Here is an 18,482-nt window from a genome sequence, read left to right on the forward strand (position 1 = left end):
CTAAATTGTCGCAGTAAGGTTTTCGGGCCGAATGAATTCGACTCTACAATTCAGCTTTGTTAAACCCCATGAATCAGGCTCATCAGATGTATGGGATCAACACCTAGCCAGACCAGCAGAAGTGTCAACAAGACCAGCGCCGCTAAGGACATCCTGGCCAAAGCCGCTTCACGACCAGCTTGACTACCCGATTCCTGGCTAATCGACATGACCACAATAACCCTCAGGTAGTAATAAAGCCCCAGGCCGCTGCCGATAATCAGCACAAGCAGCATTCCCCACAGTTGCGCATCGGCGCCAACGGCGAAAATATAGAATTTACCGATAAAGCCGGCCGTCAGCGGGATGCCGGCGAGCGACAGCAGCATGAATGTGAAAACCGTCGCCAGCCCCGGCCGGCGCCAGAAAAGCCCTCGATAGCTCGACAGTTCCACCGCCTCTGACTGCGGCGTAGACAGAAGCGATACAACGCCGAAAGCGCCCAATGTAGTCATAAAATAAGCGACCAGATAAAAAATCACGGATTCGACGACGAAGTCTGGCTCGATGCCGCCGCCGGCTATAAAGGCGATCAACAGATAGCCCATGTGCGCAATGGATGAATAGGCCAACATGCGCTTGACGTTATCCTGCAGCAGCGCCAGCACATTACCGAGCAGAATGGACATGACAGACATGACGGTGATAACCGTCATCATCGAAACATAGGAATAACCGCCGCCGCTAAGGAAAAAGCGCAGCAACAGGAGGAAAACGGCGCCTTTCGAGACCGTGGCGATAAAAGCCGTGACAGGCGCCGGCGCGCCTTCGTAGACATCCGGCGTCCACATATGGAACGGCGCCAGCGACAGCTTGAAACCAACCCCGGCCACGATGAAAACGATGCCCGTCAAGACCATGGCATTAAATATTTCCTGCTCGGCCAGATACTGTTCGATGCCGCTGAAGCTGAGCTGCCCGCATTCCGAATAGATCAGCGCCATGCCCATCAGCAACAAGGCGGAGGATACGCCCGACAAAACCAGATATTTAGTCGCCGCTTCCAGTGATCGCGATTGCCCCAGCGCATAACCGACCAGCACGAACAAAGATACGCTGAGCGTTTCCAGGCCAATGAAAAAAGTGGCGAAATGGCTCGCCGTCACCAGCACGCAGCCGCCCAGCAGCGCAGTCAGTATCAGAAACAGCAACTCCTCGTTCTCGCCTTCGCCATCCTTGAAATAATCGTAACAAAAGACAATAACAACCAGGCCCGCCAGCAACAGCAGCGCCATAGCGAAAAGTCCATAGGCATCCATCCGGACAAGAGACGTCACATAAACAGGACTTTGCTGCCCTGCCGCCATCAATGCCAGCAGGGAAACAAGAATACCAAGGCCGGCCACCAGGCAGGTCAGCGCGAAATCGCGCCTGATGGCGATAGTCAGCATTACGACCACCGCCGATGCGGCAATGCAGATAACGGGCAAAAAAGCGATCAATTGGCTACTGTTCATCGGTCGATCCCGTAACGGCAGAACTTTGCATGGCCTGTTGCAATGAGGGCTCCGTTGTCTCCAACACCTTATGAGGATGCAGCCCCAGCCAGATGCTGGCGACTACCAGCAGGCCCATGGCGATTATGTCCCGGCCGCTGAAATCGGCTATAGGGTGCGGCAACCGCAAGGGGCCATAAAAAGCTTTCTGCATAATGATCAAGGCATAAACCGGAGAAAGGATCATGACCAGCGCTGCCAGTGCCGTCAATAGCATGTTGACCTTAAAAGCGCCCAGCAATACCAGAAATTCACCCAGGAAATTGCCCAACCCCGGCAAGCCCAGCGAAGCGATGGCGAAGAACAGGGCCATAGCCGACAAATGCGGCACGGCGGTCCAAAGCCCGCCCATGTTGCCCATCTGGCGTGTATGCAAACGCTCCTGCAGGGAGCCGGCGATCATGAACAGGGCCGCTGCACTGATGCCGTGCGCCAGCATGGTCATGACCGCCCCTTGCAATGCCAGCAAATCCCAGGCAAACACGCCCAACAATACAAAACCCATGTGGCTGACGCTGGTATAAGCGATCAATCGTTTCAGATCGGATTGCGCGAATGCCATCATGGCCGCATAGAGCACGCTGATGGCACCCAATGTCATCGCAATCGGCGCAAACTGATGCGATGCTTCGGGAAATAACGGCACGACAAAGCGCAGCAGGCCATAAGCGCCGGTTTTCAGCATGACGCCGGCCAGGATCACACTGCCGCCGGTCGGCGCCTGCGTATGCGCATCCGGCAGCCAGGTATGAAACGGCACCGACGGCAACTTGACCGTAAATGCGACAAAAAAGCCCAGCATCAGCCAGAATGCCACCTCCGCATCAAGGGGCATGCCCAAAAGCTTAAAATAATCGAAGCTGTAAACGCCTGTGTATCCATGGTAAATCAGCCCCAATACTATGATGGCCGTCAGCATCAGCAGGCCGCTTACCTGCGTAAAAATCACGAATTTGATGGCTGCCGCAGTGCGGTCTTCATGCCCCCAGATACTGATCAGAAAGTACATCGGGATAATCATGACCTCCCAGCTGAAAAAGAACAGGAACAGATCCAGCGCCAGAAAGACACCTACGGTACCGGCCAGACACATCAATAAATTGAAGTAAAAGAACCCCTGCCGATACCTGATCTCGGTCCAGGAACTGCTGACCGCCATGAATCCCAGCACAACAGTCAGCATGACCAGCGATAGGCTAAGCCCGTCCATGGCCAGATGAAAACCGATGCCGAAACGCGAAATCCACGGCCACTTCAAATCGGCTATCCAGACCGATGATTGATCGGCAGTCAGCGCATACTGTAACAGCACGAGCACAAACTCCAGCGCCAGCGCCGCCAAGGCAGTCCAGCGCGGAGCCGCAGGATTCCAGCGCCCGGAAATAAAAGCCGCCAGTCCGCCAAAAAACAAAACGGCAATCAGTGCCAGTAACATCATGACAGCAGTCCTATCACAATGATCAGTACAGCACCCCAGCCCATCGATGCCGCATACCAGCGCAGCCGCCCGATCTGCGAAGCGCTGGCCAGGTAATGGAGATTCAGGCTGCGCCTGGCTATGGCGGCATAGCCCGCATCCACCACATCATTTTTATTAAGTCCGGCAATGGCTTTGAAAGGCCGTATCAGCACTGCGTTATAAAGGCTATCTAGCCCCCAACCGCTAAACCACCAGCGCTGCAGACCTTGCATCCATCTGGAGGAAACCAGCCTCTGCGCCGAAAAAGTGCCGATCAGGTAAAACAGTGCCGCAATTACCAGACCGACCACCGGCGCGGCAATGGTCAGGCCGCACACGGCATCGCAACCTTGATGAACCTGAATGGCTTCGGGAAACACCGAGCCCAGCGGTATTCTCAGCAATCCTCCCAACAACGCCAGCGTGCTCAATACAATCAGAGGCAGCGCCATGCGCCAGCCGATACCCTGCTCGACTTCATGACGTTCGGGCCCGAAAAACACCACGAACACCAACCGAAAACTGTATATGCCCGTGATCAGCGCGCCAAGACAAGCAGCCGCCCACAGGCCGGGCGAGACTGCGAAAGCCTCCAGCAGAATATCGTGCTTGCTGTAATAGCCGGACGTAAGCGGCAGCGCGGCCAGTGCGGCGCTGCCGATCATAAAGCTCCAGAAAGCGACCGGCATGGCTTTGCGCAGGCCGCCCATACGGAAAATATTGTGCTCATGGTGGAAGCAGAAAATGACCGCGCCTGCAGCAAGGAACAGCAGGGCCTTGAAGAAAGCATGCGTCATCAGATGAAAAATGGCCGCCGACCAGGCGCCGACGCCCAGCGCCAGAAACATATAACCGATCTGGCTGATCGTCGAATAAGCCAGGATGCGCTTGATGTCGGTCTGGACCAGCGCCGAGCAGCCGGCTATCAACAACGTTATCGTGCCAACCAGCGCAACGGCATACTGCACGGCAGGCGCCAGTATAAACAGATCATGCATCCTAGCGATCAGGTAAACGCCCGCCGTCACCATGGTCGCGGCATGGATCAGTGCGCTGACCGGTGTGGGGCCGGCCATCGCATCCGGCAGCCAGGTTTGCAGCGGCAACTGCGCAGACTTGCCGACCGCGCCGCCCAGCAGCAGCGCCGAGGCTGCCACCGGCAGCCAGCTTCCTTCCTGCCATTGCCCTGAAGCCCGTAAGACAGATTGAATATCCAGCGTATGCAGTTGCGTAAACAGCAGGAACAGGCCGATCGCCAGCGATGTGTCGCCGACCCGCGTCATCACGAAGGCCTTGCGCGCCGCATAGCCGTTGTCCGGATTCTCATACCAGAAGCCGATCAACAGATAACTGCCAAGCCCTACGCCTTCCCAGCCCAGATAGAGCATCACCAGATTGTCCGCCAGCACCAGCACCAGCATGGCGCCGACAAACAGATTCATGTAGGCGAAAAAACGTGCATAACTGACATCATCAGCCATGAAGTCGGCCGAGTAAAGATGGATCAAAAAACCGATGCCTGTCACGACGAACAACATCGTGACGGACAGGGCATCCAGATAAAAGCCGAAAGGCAGCGACAAATCGCCGATAACCATCCACGAGCCCAGAACCAACCGGTAAGGCTGCTGATCGCCAGCCAGAAACTCGGCACCGACCAGCGCTGCTAAAATAGCTGACAGGCCGACAGAGCCGACTCCTACCCAGGCCACCGCCGATCTGGGCAATTTTTCACCGGCCAATGCCAGGATCAAAAATCCGAGCAGAGGCAACAACGGCGCCAGCCAAAGCCATTCAATCACCTGTCCTCCTTAATAAATTAAATAATTTTCTGCACCATGCACCGCCGCTTTTAACGACGGTAGGCTGGGTTAATAAACCCAGCCATTCGAAACCATCCATGCCGGGTTTCCGCTAAAGCTCCAACCCAGCCTACACGTGTTGTAGGGTACGCACCGCGTCTTTTTAAAGTCTTGATGAGCCGAAAAACTTTGAAAAAAGGTATGCGATGCATACCCTACAAAGCTTCATGCTCTCGATTGCTGTTCCAGGCGCAATTCTACCTCCCCCTTGGGGCGTTCATGTCCTTCGCGGTTAAATCGATACCCTCAATTCCCTACCCTCTCATCTCATCCACCGCATCCGCATCCAATGTACGAAAACGATGAAAAACCTGCATGACCAATCCGAGGCCGACGCCGACTTCCGCGGCGGCCAGGGTCAGGATCAGCAGAAACATGATCTGCCCGTCCGCCTGTCCCCAGCGCGACCCGGCCACGACAAACGCCAGGCCCGCCGCGTTGAACATGATTTCCAATGACATCAGGATGAAAATCAGATTGCGCCGCACCAGCACGCCGACCAGTCCCAGCGCAAACAGCACGGCGGACAACGACAATCCATACGCCATTGGAATTCCACTCATAGCACTCTCCTTTTTATCATCAAGGGCTTGCCGAGGTGATAAGCACCTACCAATCCAGCCAGCAGCAGCATCGACGCCAGTTCTACGGCCAGCAGATAAGGCCCGTACAAGGCTATCCCGACTTGCTTGGAGTTCACCAGTTGTCCGGTTCCTGCATCGTTGCCGGCAATCACCACGAGCACTTCCGCAAACAGAATCAGCGCCAGTATCGAGGGGCCTATCCAGATGCCCGGCGTCAGCCAGGCGCGTTCCTGGGCCGTGGTTTTCTCGCCCTGATTGAGCATCATGATCACGAAGACGAACATGACCATAATAGCGCCGGCGTAAATGATCACTTCCAGCACGGCGGCGAAATGTGCGCCCAGCAGAAAAAACAGGACACCCACGGCCAGCAGCGACAAAATCAGGTAAAGCAGGCCATGCACGGCATTCAGTTGCGTGAGCATCATGACCGTGGCAAAAATGGCGACGGCCGATGAGATAGAGAACAGTACCATTTCCATTTAACACTCCTTATGGCAACAATGTTTTAACATCGACAGGCGGCGCCTCTTTTTCGGCCTGCCCCTTGTCCTTGCCGCCGACCGACATGCCGGCCACGCGGTAAAAATTGTAATCGTGATATTTGCCCGTGCCGTCGATCAATAAATGCTCTTTTTCATACACCATGTTCTGGCGGTCGTATTCGCACATTTCGAAATCCGGCGTCAGTTGAATCGCACAGGTCGGGCAGGCTTCCTCGCAAAAGCCGCACATGATGCAACGGGAAAAATTGATGCGGAAAAATGACGGATACCAGCGCCCGCTCTCGTCCTCGGCTTTCTGCAGCGCGATGCAGTCTACCGGACAGGCGACGGCGCACAGATTGCAGGCCACACAACGCTCCTCGCCATCCGGATCGCGCGTCAGCACAATGCGTCCCCGGTAGCGCGGATATAACTCCCGCTTCTGCTCGGGGTATTCGATCGTATCGGGCTTGGTGAAGGTGTGCTTCAAAACTTCCCATAATGTGCGTAACTGGCTGAACATGATCTCCCCCTTATGCGCTATAAAGCGCTGCGGCGCCGGTAACGAGCAGATTCAACAAAGCTAACGGCAGCATGATTTTCCAGCCGAAGCTCATAAGCTGGTCATAGCGCGGACGCGGCAACGATCCGCGCACCAGAATAAAAAACAGGATGCCGATAGCTGTTTTTAAGCAGAACCAGACCAACGGCGGCAGCCAGGGCCCCAGCCAGCCGCCGAAGAATAATGTCACGATCATGGCAGACGTGAGGGTAATGCCGAGATATTCGCCGACGAAAAACATGCCGAATTTCATGCCCGAGTACTCGGTATGAAAACCGGCAATCAGCTCCTGCTCGGCTTCCGGCAAATCAAACGGCGTCCGGCGGCTTTCAGCGATGGCCGCGACCATAAACACGACGAAGCCGACAAATTGGGGCAAAATGAACCAGCCGTCGCGCTGGGCCTCGACGATCTCGCGCAGGTTGAATGTACCAGACAGCATGACCACGCCCATGATGGAAATGCCCATAAATACTTCGTAGCTGACGGTCTGGGCCGCAGCACGTAAACTGCCCAATAGCGAATATTTGTTGTTGGAGGCGTAACCCGCCAGCACGACGCTGTATACGGCCAGAGACGTCAAAGCCAGAAAATAGAGCAACCCGAAATTGAAATCGATAATGCCGACGCCCGGCGCGAACGGAATCACAGCAAAACCGGTCAGCATGGTAATAAAGACAATCGTGGGCGCCAGCACGAACACCAGTTTGTCGGCAAAAGGCGGAATCCAGTCCTCCTTGAAGAACATTTTGATCATGTCCGCCGCGACCTGAAGCAGCCCCAAGGGACCGACCCGGTTGGGCCCGAGGCGGTCCTGCCAAACAGCCAGCAGCCTGCGCTCCACCCAGATCAGTATCGCCGCCACGAAAATCGTCGACAGCAGGATGCCGATAATATCCGCAGCGCCGCCCAACCCCGCATTCATGATGGTATCTCCCCAATCGCTTTCTTCAGTATCACATAAGCCGATTGACAACACCGCGAGGTTTCCGGGCGGCCTTCAGTTATGCCGACCAGACCGGACGGCAGGGCCGGTTCGATGCTCACAGGCAGAACTATGAATGGCCCGCCGGAAATACAGTGAATTTCTATTCTATCGCCCGCCTGCACGCCCAGCCTTCCGGCATCCGAAGGATTCAGCGTGGCGCATGGAATAGGCGAGCGTTCAGCCACTGGCGGCGAGTGCAAGCTCAACTCTTCGCTGCCGAAAATATGCGGCAACAGTACAATGCGCCACTGGCCATTTATCGGCTTGAAAGGCTCGGGAATATTTTTGAACCAGTCACGCCCTCCTGAGGGTTCAATCAGCCTGACGCCGTAATCGCCGTCGCGCAAATGCCCCCCGATCTCATCCTGAAACTTGCTGATCGCCTGATTGGAATTCCAACCGGGCGCCCAGATAACCGGCTCCAGAGCGGCGGGCACGTCGGCTTTCGCGCCTTCCATCGAAAACGCGAAGGGCGTTTCCGGATCAGCCGGCTGCCTTGGCTCGCTAACATTGATGTGAGCCCGCATGGCTGTGCGGCCGCTGTAACGATGAGGCTGGCGGGGAATCTTCATGCCGTCGACTTTAAAGCTCGCGCCGGGTGCCGCTTCAGTGATCGCTGCAAGCACCGGAAAAGTTTTCGCGCAAGCGGCGGTCAGTGCGTCAAAGGTCAAGCCTTCCATGCCGGCCGACAGCCATTGCCAACTGCTTCGCACAGGCTCCGGCGCAGGGTAAACCTGGAAATAACGTTGCGCCCTGCCTTCATTATTGACTACTGTGCCGTCGGACTCGGCAAACGTAGCGGCAGGCAACAGCAATGAGGCTTTTTCTGCTGTTCTGCTGTACAGACAGTCGATGACGCCTACTCGTTGTGCCGCCTGCAGAAACGCATCAACATCCCGGACTGGAGCGCGCCGGTAGAGATCGTTCTCAAGAATAATCACGCGGCCGACCTCATGGACCCGCTCGAAAGCCTGCCGTAAGCGTTTTCCACCCATCATGACAAGCCCCAGGCTGTTGCTTTCGGGCACCGTGAAAGTCAATTGCCTGTCTTGTGCCGGCAGCGCCTTGGCCACGTTGTAGGCGGCCTCAATGACGGCAAGGCTGGCGCTGACGGTTCCCGACACCACTAATGGCCGTTTGGCCTGTTTCAGACTATCGGCGATAATGGCGGCCAGCGCACGAACATCATCCGGTAACCCGGCAGGTTCAGACGCTTGGGGATTAAGATTATGCGCAATGGCAAATCCCAGCCTGGCAATGTCTTCCGGACTGCCCCGGTAAGTGGCCGTGGCAGCGTCATCCAGGCGCGTTGCGCAAACGCTGGCGATAAACAGCGGGCTGCGGTGGTCTATCTGCTGTTCTCTGACGGGCTTATCCAGCCAAGTCGCTATTTTCAGGTTCCTGGCCTGATCGAATGCAGCATTACGCACCGATTGGCGCAACGACAACGCCAACCTGGGCGCGCTATGGGTCACGTCCTCGCCCAGAATCAGCACGGCATCGGCTTGCTCAACCTCCCGCAATGAAGGAGAACGAATGCCGCCGTTGCATAAAATATCGACGATCGCCTCAAGCAGCGACTGCTCAGTATCGTCCAGGCCGAGAAAGAAGTTTTTCTCGCCCACCCGACTGCGTAGGGCAAAATTGGCTTCCAGCGAGGCGCGCGGCGAGCCGATGCCGATCGTCGTATCGGTCAGCCAATCGCGAAGCTTCTGCTCCGCTTCCTCGGCCGTGATATCCATCCGGTCATGGATGCGCGGCTTTAAAATGCGTTCGGAGCTGTTGACGAAGCCGTAGCCGAAGCGCCCCCGGTCACAGAGGAAATAACCGTTGATCTCGCCGTTATAGCGATTGACGATGCGCCTGAGCTCGCCGTAACGCTCGCCGGGCGAGGTATTGCAGCCCAAGCCGCAATGCACGCACACTGACGGTGCCGTTTGTAGATCCCATTTGCGCGTGTAATGCTCGCTGAAGGTCCGGTCGGTGAAAACGCCGGTCGGGCAGACTTCGACCAGGTTGCCGCTGAATTCGTTTTCCAGCGTTCCATCCTCGAAGCGGCCGAAATAGACGTTGTTGTGTATGCCGAAAACCTGCAAATCCCTGCCGCCAGCGTACTCATCGTAAAAGCGCACGCAGCGGTAACAGGCAATGCAGCGGTTCATTTCATGGTTGATGAACGGGCCGAGATACTGGTTTTTATGCGTGCGCTTCCTGCCGCGATAACGGCGCACCGCATGGCCTGACATCAGCGTCATGTCCTGCAGATGGCATTCGCCGCCTTCCTCACACACGGGACAGTCATGCGGATGATTGGTCATCAGCAGTTCGATATTGTCCTTGCGGAATTGCTTTGCCTGCTCGGTCTGGAGAGAAATACGCATGCCGTCCGTCACAGGTGTCATGCACGCCATCACAAGACGTCCTCGCTGGTCTTCCGGATTTTGGTATTGCATTACTGCGCATTGTCGGCAGGCGCCTACCGAACCCAGAGCCGGATGCCAGCAAAAATAGGTCAGATCAAGGCCCAGGTTAAGGCAAACCGGCAACAGGCTTTCGCCGGCCTCCGCCTGATATTGCACGCCGTCGATTTCAATGGTGGCCATCAGCCTCTCCTTTCCTTGATTAAGTCGATATGCATCCGCTCTCCCTCATGTCAGCCTTTTCATTAAGGGAGGAGGCGCAACACCCGCGATGTAATGCTCAAAATCCCTGCGGAAAAATTTCAGTGCGCTTTGCAACGGTTCCATAGCGCCCGGCGCCAATGCGCAGAATGTATTGCCCAGCGCCATCATACCCGTGAGCCTCGACAGGGTATCGAGGTCCTCCATATGTCCGCGCCCCTCGATAATATCTTGCAGCAATGCGACCGTCCATGGCAGTCCATCCCGGCAAGGCGTGCACCAGCCGCAGGATTCCTGCGCAAAAAACCGTTCCAGATTCAGCACCATCTTCACCGGACAGGTCTTGTCATCGAGAACGATCATAGTGCCGGTGCCCATACGGCTGCCGACTTTTGCAACAGCATCGTAATCCATACGCACGTCCAGGTGTTCGGGCAATAGAAAATCGGTCGACGCACCGCCCGGCAGGAAGGCGCGCAATGAGTATCCGTCTCGCATGCCGCCCGCATGCTCTTCGATGATTTCCCGGATGGGCGTTCCCATGGGCAGTTCCCACAATCCCGGCCGCCTGACCCGGCCGCTGACGCCGAACAGCTTCGTGCCTTGATCGGCGCCCAGCCCCAGCCCTTTATACCAGTTCACCCCGTTGCGGAGGATATGAGGCACATTGCACAGGGTTTCGACATTATTGACGACGGTTGGCTTGCCCCAAAGTCCGCTGACCACGGCAAACGGCGGTTTGGTGCGAGGATGGGCGCGTTTTCCTTCCAATGAATTGATCAGCGCCGTTTCCTCACCGCAGATATAGCGCCCGGCGCTGGTATGCAGATGAATGTCCAGGCTGAAATCCGAGTTCATTATGCGCTCGCCCAAATAGCCCTTGGCGCGTGCTTCCTGCAGCGCTTGTTCAAGACGACGCGCGGCCAGGTGATATTCTGCGCGCAGGAAGATATAAGCGGTCCGGGCCTGGATGGCGTAAGCGGCAATAATCATGCCTTCGATTAACTGATGCGGATCTCTCTCCAGCAGAAACCGATCTTTGAATGTGCCCGGTTCCATTTCGTCGCCGTTGGCGATCAGATAATGTGTTTGACGCGCGTCATCCATGGGCATAAGGCTCCACTTGACCCCGGCCGGAAATCCCGAACCGCCCCGACCTCTGAGCCCGGCGTCCTTGACCCACTGCTGCACCTCTTTCGGTTGCAGTTCCGAGAGCGCCCTGCGCAGGCCTTGGTAGCCGCCGGTACTTTCGTAATCCGCCAGCATGGCAAAGACGCGATCCGGTTGAATGTTCTGGGTTAGCGGCCTGCTCATGTTTTCCATGACGTCACCTGCCCAGAATCTTGTCAACGCTATCATCCGTGACATCGAGCCGGAGCTGATCGCCGACCAACATGACCGGCGCATGATCGCAGGCGCCCAGGCAGACGATCGGCAATACCGTATACTCGCCATCCGCTGACATCTCGCCCGGATCGACGTTCAAAAGCCGGCACAGGCGGTCTTGAACCTGCTCGGCACCCATTATCCAGCAGCTGACGCTGTCGCAGTAATGAATAACCGTCTTGCCCACGGGCTGGCGGTAAATAAGATTATAAAAAGTCGCCACGGCCTCCAGCTGCGCCGGCGATATGTCCAGCAGTTCCGCCACGGCCACCAGGCATTCATCCGAGACCCACTGCCGATACTTCTGCACGATTTTCAGCGCTTCGATGGAGGCGGCCGCCTTGTCCGCATAATGCGCCATTTCGGCGGTTATCTCCTCTATTTCAAGCGTGGTTAGCACAGCGGATTTCTCGGTCATGTCAGCGGTCCACGTCAGCCATTACAAAATCGATGCTGGCCAATATCGCAATCAAGTCGGCAATCATCAGTCCCCGGCACATCATCGGGATCATCTGCAAATGCGGGAAAGACGGCGTGCGGATGCGCGTGCGATAAGACATCGTGCCGCTGTCGCTGGTCAGGTAGTAACCGTTGAGGCCTTTGGTGGCTTCGACCGTCACGCAAGCCTCGCCTGCCGGTATTACTGGCCCCCAGCTGACATTAAGAAAATGGTCGATCAGGGTTTCTATGTCATGCAGGGTACGCGCTTTGGACGGCGGCGTGGTCAGCGGATGGTCGGCCTTATGAGGACCTTCCGGCATGTTATTCAAACATTGCTCAATGATACGGACACTCTGGCGCATTTCTTCGATGCGCACGGCGCAGCGGTCATAGCAATCGCCGTGTTGCGCTGTCGGGATCTCGAACTCGTAGTTCTCATAGCCTGAATAAGGGCGCGCCTTGCGATAATCCCAGGCAAAACCCGTCGCGCGCAGGCTCGGCCCGGTCGCGCTCCAGTCAATGGCTTCGGCTGTATTGTAAACTCCAACGCCCTGAGTGCGCCGCTTTATGGTGCTGTTGTTCATGACCATTTTGTCATACTGATCAAGCCGTGCCGGGAAATAATCGATAAATTCCCGCACCAGCCTGTCCCAGCCGATAGGCAAATCCATGGCCACGCCGCCGATACGGAAATAACTGGAATGCATGCGTGCGCCGCTGATCGCTTCCATAATGTCGAACACTTTCTCGCGATCGATAAACATGTAAAAAATCGGCGACATCTGACCGATGTCCTGAGCAAACGTGCCATAAAACAGCAGATGACTAGCCAAGCGATAAAATTCGGCAACCATGACGCGGATGACTTGAGCACGTTCCGGTACTTCTATTCCGGCCAGCCGCTCCACGGCCATTACGTAGGGAAAATTGTTCATGGAACCGCCCAGATAATCCACGCGGTCGGTATAAGGGATATAGGTGTGCCATGACTGGCGCTCGCCCATTTTTTCCGCCCCGCGGTGATGATAGCCGATATCGGGCACGGCATCGACGATTTCCTCGCCGTCCAGCTGCAGAGCGACACGGAAAACCCCATGTGCGCTCGGGTGATTGGGCCCGAGGTTAAGGAACAGGAAATCACTGTCCACGCCATGACGTATCATGCCCCATTCCTCGGGCACGAAGCGCAACGCTTCCTGTTCTTTTGCCTCGCGTTCGTCAGACAGACTATAAGGCTCCATTTCCGTTGCGCGGGCCGGATGGTCCTTGCGCAGTGGATGCCCTGCCCAGGTCGGCGGCATCAGGATGCGCCGGAGATTGGGATGGCCTTCAAAAACGATGCCGAACATGTCCCATACCTCACGCTCATACCAGTTGGCCGAAGGCCAGATGTCGGTGATGGACGGCAGGGACAAGCTGTCCTCCAACAAGGCCACCTTAAGACGCATATCCTCATTGCGATCAAAGGACAACAGATGATAAACAACCGTATAGGCGCTGGCCGGCAATCCCTGCCGTCGCGTGCGCTGCCGCTCGTCCATGGCCGTCAGGTCGAACAGCATGGCATAGCCGGAAGCCGCTTCTTTTTTCAGAAATCTGAGGAAATCGCGGATGCGCGCTCTGTCGACCCAAAGCGTAGGGATGTTGTCGGCTGTCGGCTGGAGGACGAAAGCGTCCTCGCCGAACCGGGCAGACAGTTCGCGCACGATCTGGTCAGACATGATCCGGCCCTCTCAACTCTCTGGCGCGCATTCTTTCTTCCGTCAACAAATCGCGGAAGCTGGGCTTGGGCGCCTTGAGCACTGCCTGATCGCCGACCACCCAGCTCAACGGCCGCCTTTCCTGGCCGATGGCTTGCTGCAGCAGCATCAGGCCCTGCAGCAAGGCTTCCGGGCGCGGCGGACAGCCCGGCACATAGACATCGACCGGCAGAAACTTGTCCACACCCTGTACGACGCTGTAAATGTCGTACATGCCGCCTGAATTGGCGCAGGAGCCCATGGAAATGACCCAGCGCGGCTCCAATAGCTGGTCATAGAGGCGCTTGATGACCGGAGCCATCTTGCGGAAAACTGTGCCCGAAATAACGATCAAATCTGCCTGTCTTGGCGAGCCTCGGATAACCTCGGAGCCGAAACGGGCAATGTCGTGCCGACTCGTGAAGGCCGTCGCCATTTCCACATAGCAGCAGGAAAGCCCAAAATTAAACGGCCAGACGGAATTGGCCTGTCCCCAGGCTACCATATCTTCAAGTTTGGCCATAAAGAAATTGCGGCGTAGCGCCTCTTCATAGGTTTGTTGCCCCGGTCTTGGTGCTGTATCGTTCTCGGCTTTGCTCAGATGCCAGTGCATGATTTACTCCCTTAGCCCGGTTTTTTGAATATCAATGCGCTGCCGCCGCGTGCGCCAATCAAGTGCGCCAACAGCCCAGAGATAGGCCAGCGCCGCCAACAATACGACTATGAAAATCAATGCTTCGATAAAGCCTGTCCAACCGGATTCGCGCAAAGCCACGGACCAGGCGAACAGAAATACTGATTCCATATCGAAAATCACGAAAAAGATGGCAAGTAGGTAAAACTGAATGGAGAAGCGGACATGAACATCGCCCGCCGGCACGATGCCCGATTCAAACTGTTCGTCGGTATCCCTGTTGGCTCTGTGCCGCTGTCCCAGAAAATAAGCGCCACCGAGCATAACGCCAGTCGCCGCCAGCACAGCTACAAAATAGATGATGAGAGGAAGAAGATCGCTGGCAAGAGTGGCTTCAATGTTCATCAATGCCTCTGTCAATCAATAAACTAAAAGGTGTGATGCCTCAGTAAATTCAACAAACATCGACATCCGATGATCATTCATGCTCCTTGCATGAATTAAGAGTTGAAAAAAAATTAATGGTTCAAATTGACATTGAAACCTCGTACGACAATTACAGACTATCCAAATACCAGTACCGCTTATGCACTTCGGCTGGCAATTGGTTTGAATAAAATGCCTCAACACTGGAACGGCTGAAGGTCAGGAGCTAGATCATATTCGAGCGCACTAAGGTAGTGGAAGCCTTCTTCGAAGCGCAAAAGCGAGAAAGTCAGTGGGCTGCCGGATTTCTTCATCGGTGCCCGTACCGCCGTTTGGCTATCCTGTACGGCAAGGATTAGTTCAGCATTTACTTTCTCAGCATGGGTTTGATATTGCCTGAATTTACCAGTGGGCTGAACTAGCGTAAACCTCAAGGAGGCCCGGGGCTAATGTCTAACCTATGGAGCGCCAATCATCAGATAACGCAATTCAGACGAAACTGGACCAATGCGCTAACTGGCAGCAGGCACAATCTAAACATCCTATTGAAGACCACAGGCGGCTGAGTGAACACGTATTACCAAAATACGAAAACATAAAATTGATAATTTCAATTCCACTTCTTGAGTTTCTTCCGAGCCGTCCCGAAGTTGCCTAATTGATAAACGGATAATCTGTCTGGAGAGAACGTAATTACATCAAAAGGTTGGGTGAGCATTTCCTTCAGATGGTCCGTAGAGGCGAGCCCAATGGTAATATGTGGATTGAAATTCTTGCCTGTCTGTTTCGGAATAAATGTCGCAACGTAATCTATGGTTGACTGGTTAATGTCATGTTCTTCTGGCGTTGTAAAAAATGCCGTAGCGGATCCTGTTTTCACAGTAAAAGGAGTAACTACATTGATCAGTTTCTGTTGCAACTTTAGGAGATCGTCTGTTGGCTCGAGGACAATACTCGCAAGCCCCAAATTTTTCCAGGAAGAATAATGGTACTTGAATGCCTTCAGCTTCCAGTTCCCCACTTTCTCGGTGGTCAGGATTTCTCCAACTGCCGCATAGATTTTTTCGAGGTCTGCTGTGCGAACATACCTTTGCAAAATCGTGATATGTGGTCTGTGGGAAGCGTCTAAAGCGAATCCCTTCGGGTAGTCATCAAGCAAGCTGGCATTGGCTGCCTCCGCATACTGAGACATTGCAGCATCCGGCTCAAGTGCAATGTTGATGGCTGTGATTGGACTCTGTTTTTCGCCAGCTGTTGCAATATGGCCGAACAGTGTTCCTAAGCAAATGTCGAGTACAGCAAGAACCTTCATATACCTCAGCATAATCTTTTCCTGTTGAAAATTAACATTCGTGAGAATATTGCGCTGCTCCAGGCCCCGTCTGGACGCCACTCAATGTCGCCGATAAACCGGCGGAGCAAGTGGCTAAACATGGCGCCAATACGCCAATGAAACGACCGGCACAACCGGAAGAAGTTGCTCCTGCGTTTGTCTTTTTCGCGTCGCCGGCCGATTCGAGCTATATCACGGGCGAGATCCTGACCTTGCTGGGCGGGGCGACGCGGGCGGCCTGAGCGCGGGCAAAAAAAAACCCGGGCCTCTGGGAGGACCGGGTTTTCGGATTGGCGCTTGGCGATGCCCTACTTTCGCATGGCAAACGGCCACACTATCATCGGCGCTAAGCGGTTTCACTTCCGAGTTCGGGATGGGATCGGGTGGTTCACGCTCGCTATGGTCACCAAGCAAACTGGTGTAGCAGGCCCGCTGTCGCGGCCTACTGCATGGAAATCTGTATCTCTCGCGTCAAAAAAGCGCTGTCAGTCAACCCAAACTGATTGGGTGTTATATGGTCAAGCCTCACGGGCAATTAGTACACGTTAGCTGCACGCCTTACAGCGCTTCCACACCGTGCCTATCAACCTGATCGTCTCTCAGGGCCCTTCAGGGGACTCATGGTCCCAGTGAGATCTCATCTTGGGAGGGGCTTCCCGCTTAGATGCTTTCAGCGGTTATCCTGTCCGAACATAGCTACCCGGCAATGCCATTGGCATGACAACCGGAACACCAGCGGTTCGTCCACTCCGGTCCTCTCGTACTAGGAGCAGCTTCCCTCAAATCTCAAACGCCCACGGCAGATAGGGACCGAACTGTCTCACGACGTTCTGAACCCAGCTCGCGTACCACTTTAAATGGCGAACAGCCATACCCTTGGGACCTGCTTCAGCCCCAGGATGTGATGAGCCGACATCGAGGTGCCAAACACCGCCGTCGATATGAACTCTTGGGCGGTATCAGCCTGTTATCCCCGGAGTACCTTTTATCCGTTGAGCGATGGCCCTTCCATTCAGAACCACCGGATCACTATGACCTACTTTCGTACCTGCTCGACCTGTCCGTCTCGCAGTCAAGCACCCTTATGCCATTGCACTCATTGCATGATTTCCGACCATGCTGAGGGTACCTTCGTGCTCCTCCGTTACTCTTTGGGAGGAGACCGCCCCAGTCAAACTACCCACCAGACACTGTCCCTAACCCGGATTACGGGTCGAGGTTAGAACTTCAAACATACCAGGGTGGTATTTCAAGGATGGCTCCACACCAACTGGCGTTGGTGCTTCACAGCCTCCCACCTATCCTACACAAGTAGGTTCAAAGTCCAGTGTCAAGCTATAGTAAAGGTTCACGGGGTCTTTCCGTCTAGCCGCGGGTATACTGCATCTTCACAGCAATTTCAATTTCACTGAGTCTCGGGTGGAGACAGTGTGGCCATCGTTACGCCATTCGTGCAGGTCGGAACTTACCCGACAAGGAATTTCGCTACCTTAGGACCGTTATAGTTACGGCCGCCGTTTACCGGGGCTTCGATCAAGAGCTTCTCCGAAGATAACCCCATCAATTAACCTTCCGGCACCGGGCAGGCGTCACACCCTATACGTCCACTTTCGTGTTTGCAGAGTGCTATGTTTTTGCTAAACAGTCGCAGCCACCAGTTTATTGCAACCTTCTTCGGCTTCGCCCGCGAGGGACTACACCTACCAAAGGCATACCTTCTCCCGAAGTTACGGTATCATTTTGCCTAGTTCCTTCACCCGAGTTCTCTCAAGCGCCTTAGAATTCTCATCCTACCCACCTGTGTCGGTTTAGGGTACGGCCACTGATAACCTGAAGCTTAGAGGTTTTTCTTGGAAGCCGGGCATCAATCACTTCGTCTCCCCAAAGGGAGACTCGTCGTCACGCCTCAGCATATAGACTCCCGGATTTGCCTAAGAGTCCTGCCTACGCGCTTAAACTGCCACTTCCAACCGGCAGCTGACCTAGCCTTCTCCGTCACCCCATCGCAGTTACCACTGGTACAGGAATATTAACCTGTTTGCCATCGACTACGCCTTTCGGCCTCGCCTTAGGTACCGACTAACCCTGCGTCGATTAGCGTTGCGCAGGAAACCTTGGGTTTTCGGCGTCAGGGTTTTTCACCCTGATTATCGTTACTCATGTCAGCATTCGCACTTCTGATACCTCCAGCCGACTTCTCAATCGACCTTCGCAGGCGTACAGAACGCTCCTCTACCGCTCATCTTACGATGAACCCGTAGCTTCGGTACTATGCTTAGCCCCGGTAAATCTTCCGCGCAAGCCGACTCGACCAGTGAGCTATTACGCTTTCTTTAAAGGGTGGCTGCTTCTAAGCCAACCTCCTGGCTGTCTGGGCCTTCTCACATCGTTTCCCACTGAGCATAGATTTGGGGACCTTAGCTGACG

The 18,482-nt window shown here is 55.1% G+C and carries 14 protein-coding genes, 2 rRNA genes and 1 pseudogene (1 of these 17 only partly in view); 1 reads left to right on the top strand and 16 read right to left on the bottom strand.

Annotated features, from left to right (window positions below; translation table 11 throughout):
• Nucleotides 1-59: 59 nt before the first annotated feature.
• The 14 genes from ACTNE6_RS10790 to ACTNE6_RS10855 form a co-directional block, all read right to left on the bottom strand.
• Entirely contained in the window at nt 60-1,496 is a 1,437-nt protein-coding gene (locus tag ACTNE6_RS10790; RefSeq protein ID WP_442496690.1) for an NADH-quinone oxidoreductase subunit N, read from the bottom strand.
• Nucleotides 1,486-2,973 (bottom strand): complex I subunit 4 family protein, encoded by a 1,488-nt coding sequence (locus ACTNE6_RS10795; RefSeq protein ID WP_442496691.1) that lies wholly within the window; start codon nt 2,971-2,973, stop codon nt 1,486-1,488. Before ACTNE6_RS10795 ends, ACTNE6_RS10790 begins: the two co-directional genes overlap by 11 nt.
• Entirely contained in the window at nt 2,970-4,796 is a 1,827-nt protein-coding gene (gene nuoL / locus ACTNE6_RS10800) for an NADH-quinone oxidoreductase subunit L (RefSeq protein ID WP_442496692.1), read from the bottom strand. Before nuoL ends, ACTNE6_RS10795 begins: the two co-directional genes overlap by 4 nt.
• 314 nt (nt 4,797-5,110) lie before the next feature.
• Nucleotides 5,111-5,419, bottom strand: coding sequence for an NADH-quinone oxidoreductase subunit NuoK (gene nuoK / locus ACTNE6_RS10805; RefSeq protein ID WP_442496693.1), 309 nt, complete (start codon nt 5,417-5,419; stop codon nt 5,111-5,113).
• Nucleotides 5,416-5,922 carry an NADH-quinone oxidoreductase subunit J gene (nuoJ, locus tag ACTNE6_RS10810; protein ID WP_442496694.1) on the bottom strand — a complete coding sequence of 169 codons (507 nt, stop codon included), beginning with the start codon at nt 5,920-5,922 and terminating at the stop codon, nt 5,416-5,418. The genes nuoK and nuoJ overlap by 4 nt, the downstream gene beginning before the upstream one ends.
• 10 nt (nt 5,923-5,932) lie before the next feature.
• Nucleotides 5,933-6,448 (bottom strand): NADH-quinone oxidoreductase subunit NuoI, encoded by a 516-nt coding sequence (nuoI, locus tag ACTNE6_RS10815; protein WP_442496695.1) that lies wholly within the window; start codon nt 6,446-6,448, stop codon nt 5,933-5,935.
• A 10-nt stretch (nt 6,449-6,458) separates the two neighbouring features.
• On the bottom strand, nt 6,459-7,412 hold the full coding sequence (gene nuoH / locus ACTNE6_RS10820; RefSeq protein WP_442496696.1) for an NADH-quinone oxidoreductase subunit NuoH: 954 nt from the start codon (nt 7,410-7,412) through the stop codon (nt 6,459-6,461).
• Entirely contained in the window at nt 7,409-10,078 is a 2,670-nt protein-coding gene (nuoG, locus tag ACTNE6_RS10825) for an NADH-quinone oxidoreductase subunit NuoG (protein WP_442496697.1), read from the bottom strand. Before nuoG ends, nuoH begins: the two co-directional genes overlap by 4 nt.
• 45 nt (nt 10,079-10,123) lie before the next feature.
• Nucleotides 10,124-11,419: an NADH-quinone oxidoreductase subunit NuoF gene (gene nuoF / locus ACTNE6_RS10830; RefSeq protein WP_442496698.1), complete on the bottom strand. Its 1,296-nt coding sequence runs from the start codon at nt 11,417-11,419 to the stop codon at nt 10,124-10,126.
• Nucleotides 11,420-11,423: 4 nt separating this feature from the next.
• The gene (gene nuoE, locus ACTNE6_RS10835) at nt 11,424-11,900 is read right to left on the bottom strand and encodes an NADH-quinone oxidoreductase subunit NuoE (protein WP_442496699.1); all 477 of its coding nucleotides are present in this window, start codon (nt 11,898-11,900) and stop codon (nt 11,424-11,426) included.
• 1 nt (nt 11,901) lies between these two features.
• On the bottom strand, nt 11,902-13,644 hold the full coding sequence (gene nuoC, locus ACTNE6_RS10840) for an NADH-quinone oxidoreductase subunit C/D (protein ID WP_442496700.1): 1,743 nt from the start codon (nt 13,642-13,644) through the stop codon (nt 11,902-11,904).
• The gene (locus ACTNE6_RS10845; RefSeq protein ID WP_434485440.1) at nt 13,637-14,275 is read right to left on the bottom strand and encodes a NuoB/complex I 20 kDa subunit family protein; all 639 of its coding nucleotides are present in this window, start codon (nt 14,273-14,275) and stop codon (nt 13,637-13,639) included. The genes nuoC and ACTNE6_RS10845 overlap by 8 nt, the downstream gene beginning before the upstream one ends.
• 3 nt (nt 14,276-14,278) lie before the next feature.
• Entirely contained in the window at nt 14,279-14,701 is a 423-nt protein-coding gene (locus ACTNE6_RS10850; protein WP_442496701.1) for an NADH-quinone oxidoreductase subunit A, read from the bottom strand.
• 631 nt (nt 14,702-15,332) lie between these two features.
• Entirely contained in the window at nt 15,333-16,046 is a 714-nt protein-coding gene (locus tag ACTNE6_RS10855; protein ID WP_442496702.1) for a hypothetical protein, read from the bottom strand.
• A 56-nt stretch (nt 16,047-16,102) separates the two neighbouring features.
• Here ACTNE6_RS10855 and ACTNE6_RS10860 point away from each other — a divergent pair.
• Nucleotides 16,103-16,297: pseudogene (locus ACTNE6_RS10860) on the top strand (SDR family oxidoreductase); the annotation flags it as partial.
• Nucleotides 16,298-16,350: 53 nt separating this feature from the next.
• Here ACTNE6_RS10860 and rrf read toward each other — a convergent pair.
• Together rrf and ACTNE6_RS10870 are read right to left on the bottom strand one after the other, a co-directional pair.
• Nucleotides 16,351-16,466 (bottom strand): 5S ribosomal RNA (gene rrf / locus ACTNE6_RS10865).
• A 103-nt stretch (nt 16,467-16,569) separates the two neighbouring features.
• Nucleotides 16,570-18,482, bottom strand: a 23S ribosomal RNA gene (locus ACTNE6_RS10870) (it continues 980 nt past the right edge of the window).

The organism is Methylobacter sp. sgz302048 (assembly GCF_052162025.1).
In the GTDB taxonomy this organism is placed as follows: Bacteria; Pseudomonadota; Gammaproteobacteria; order Methylococcales; family Methylomonadaceae; genus Methylobacter.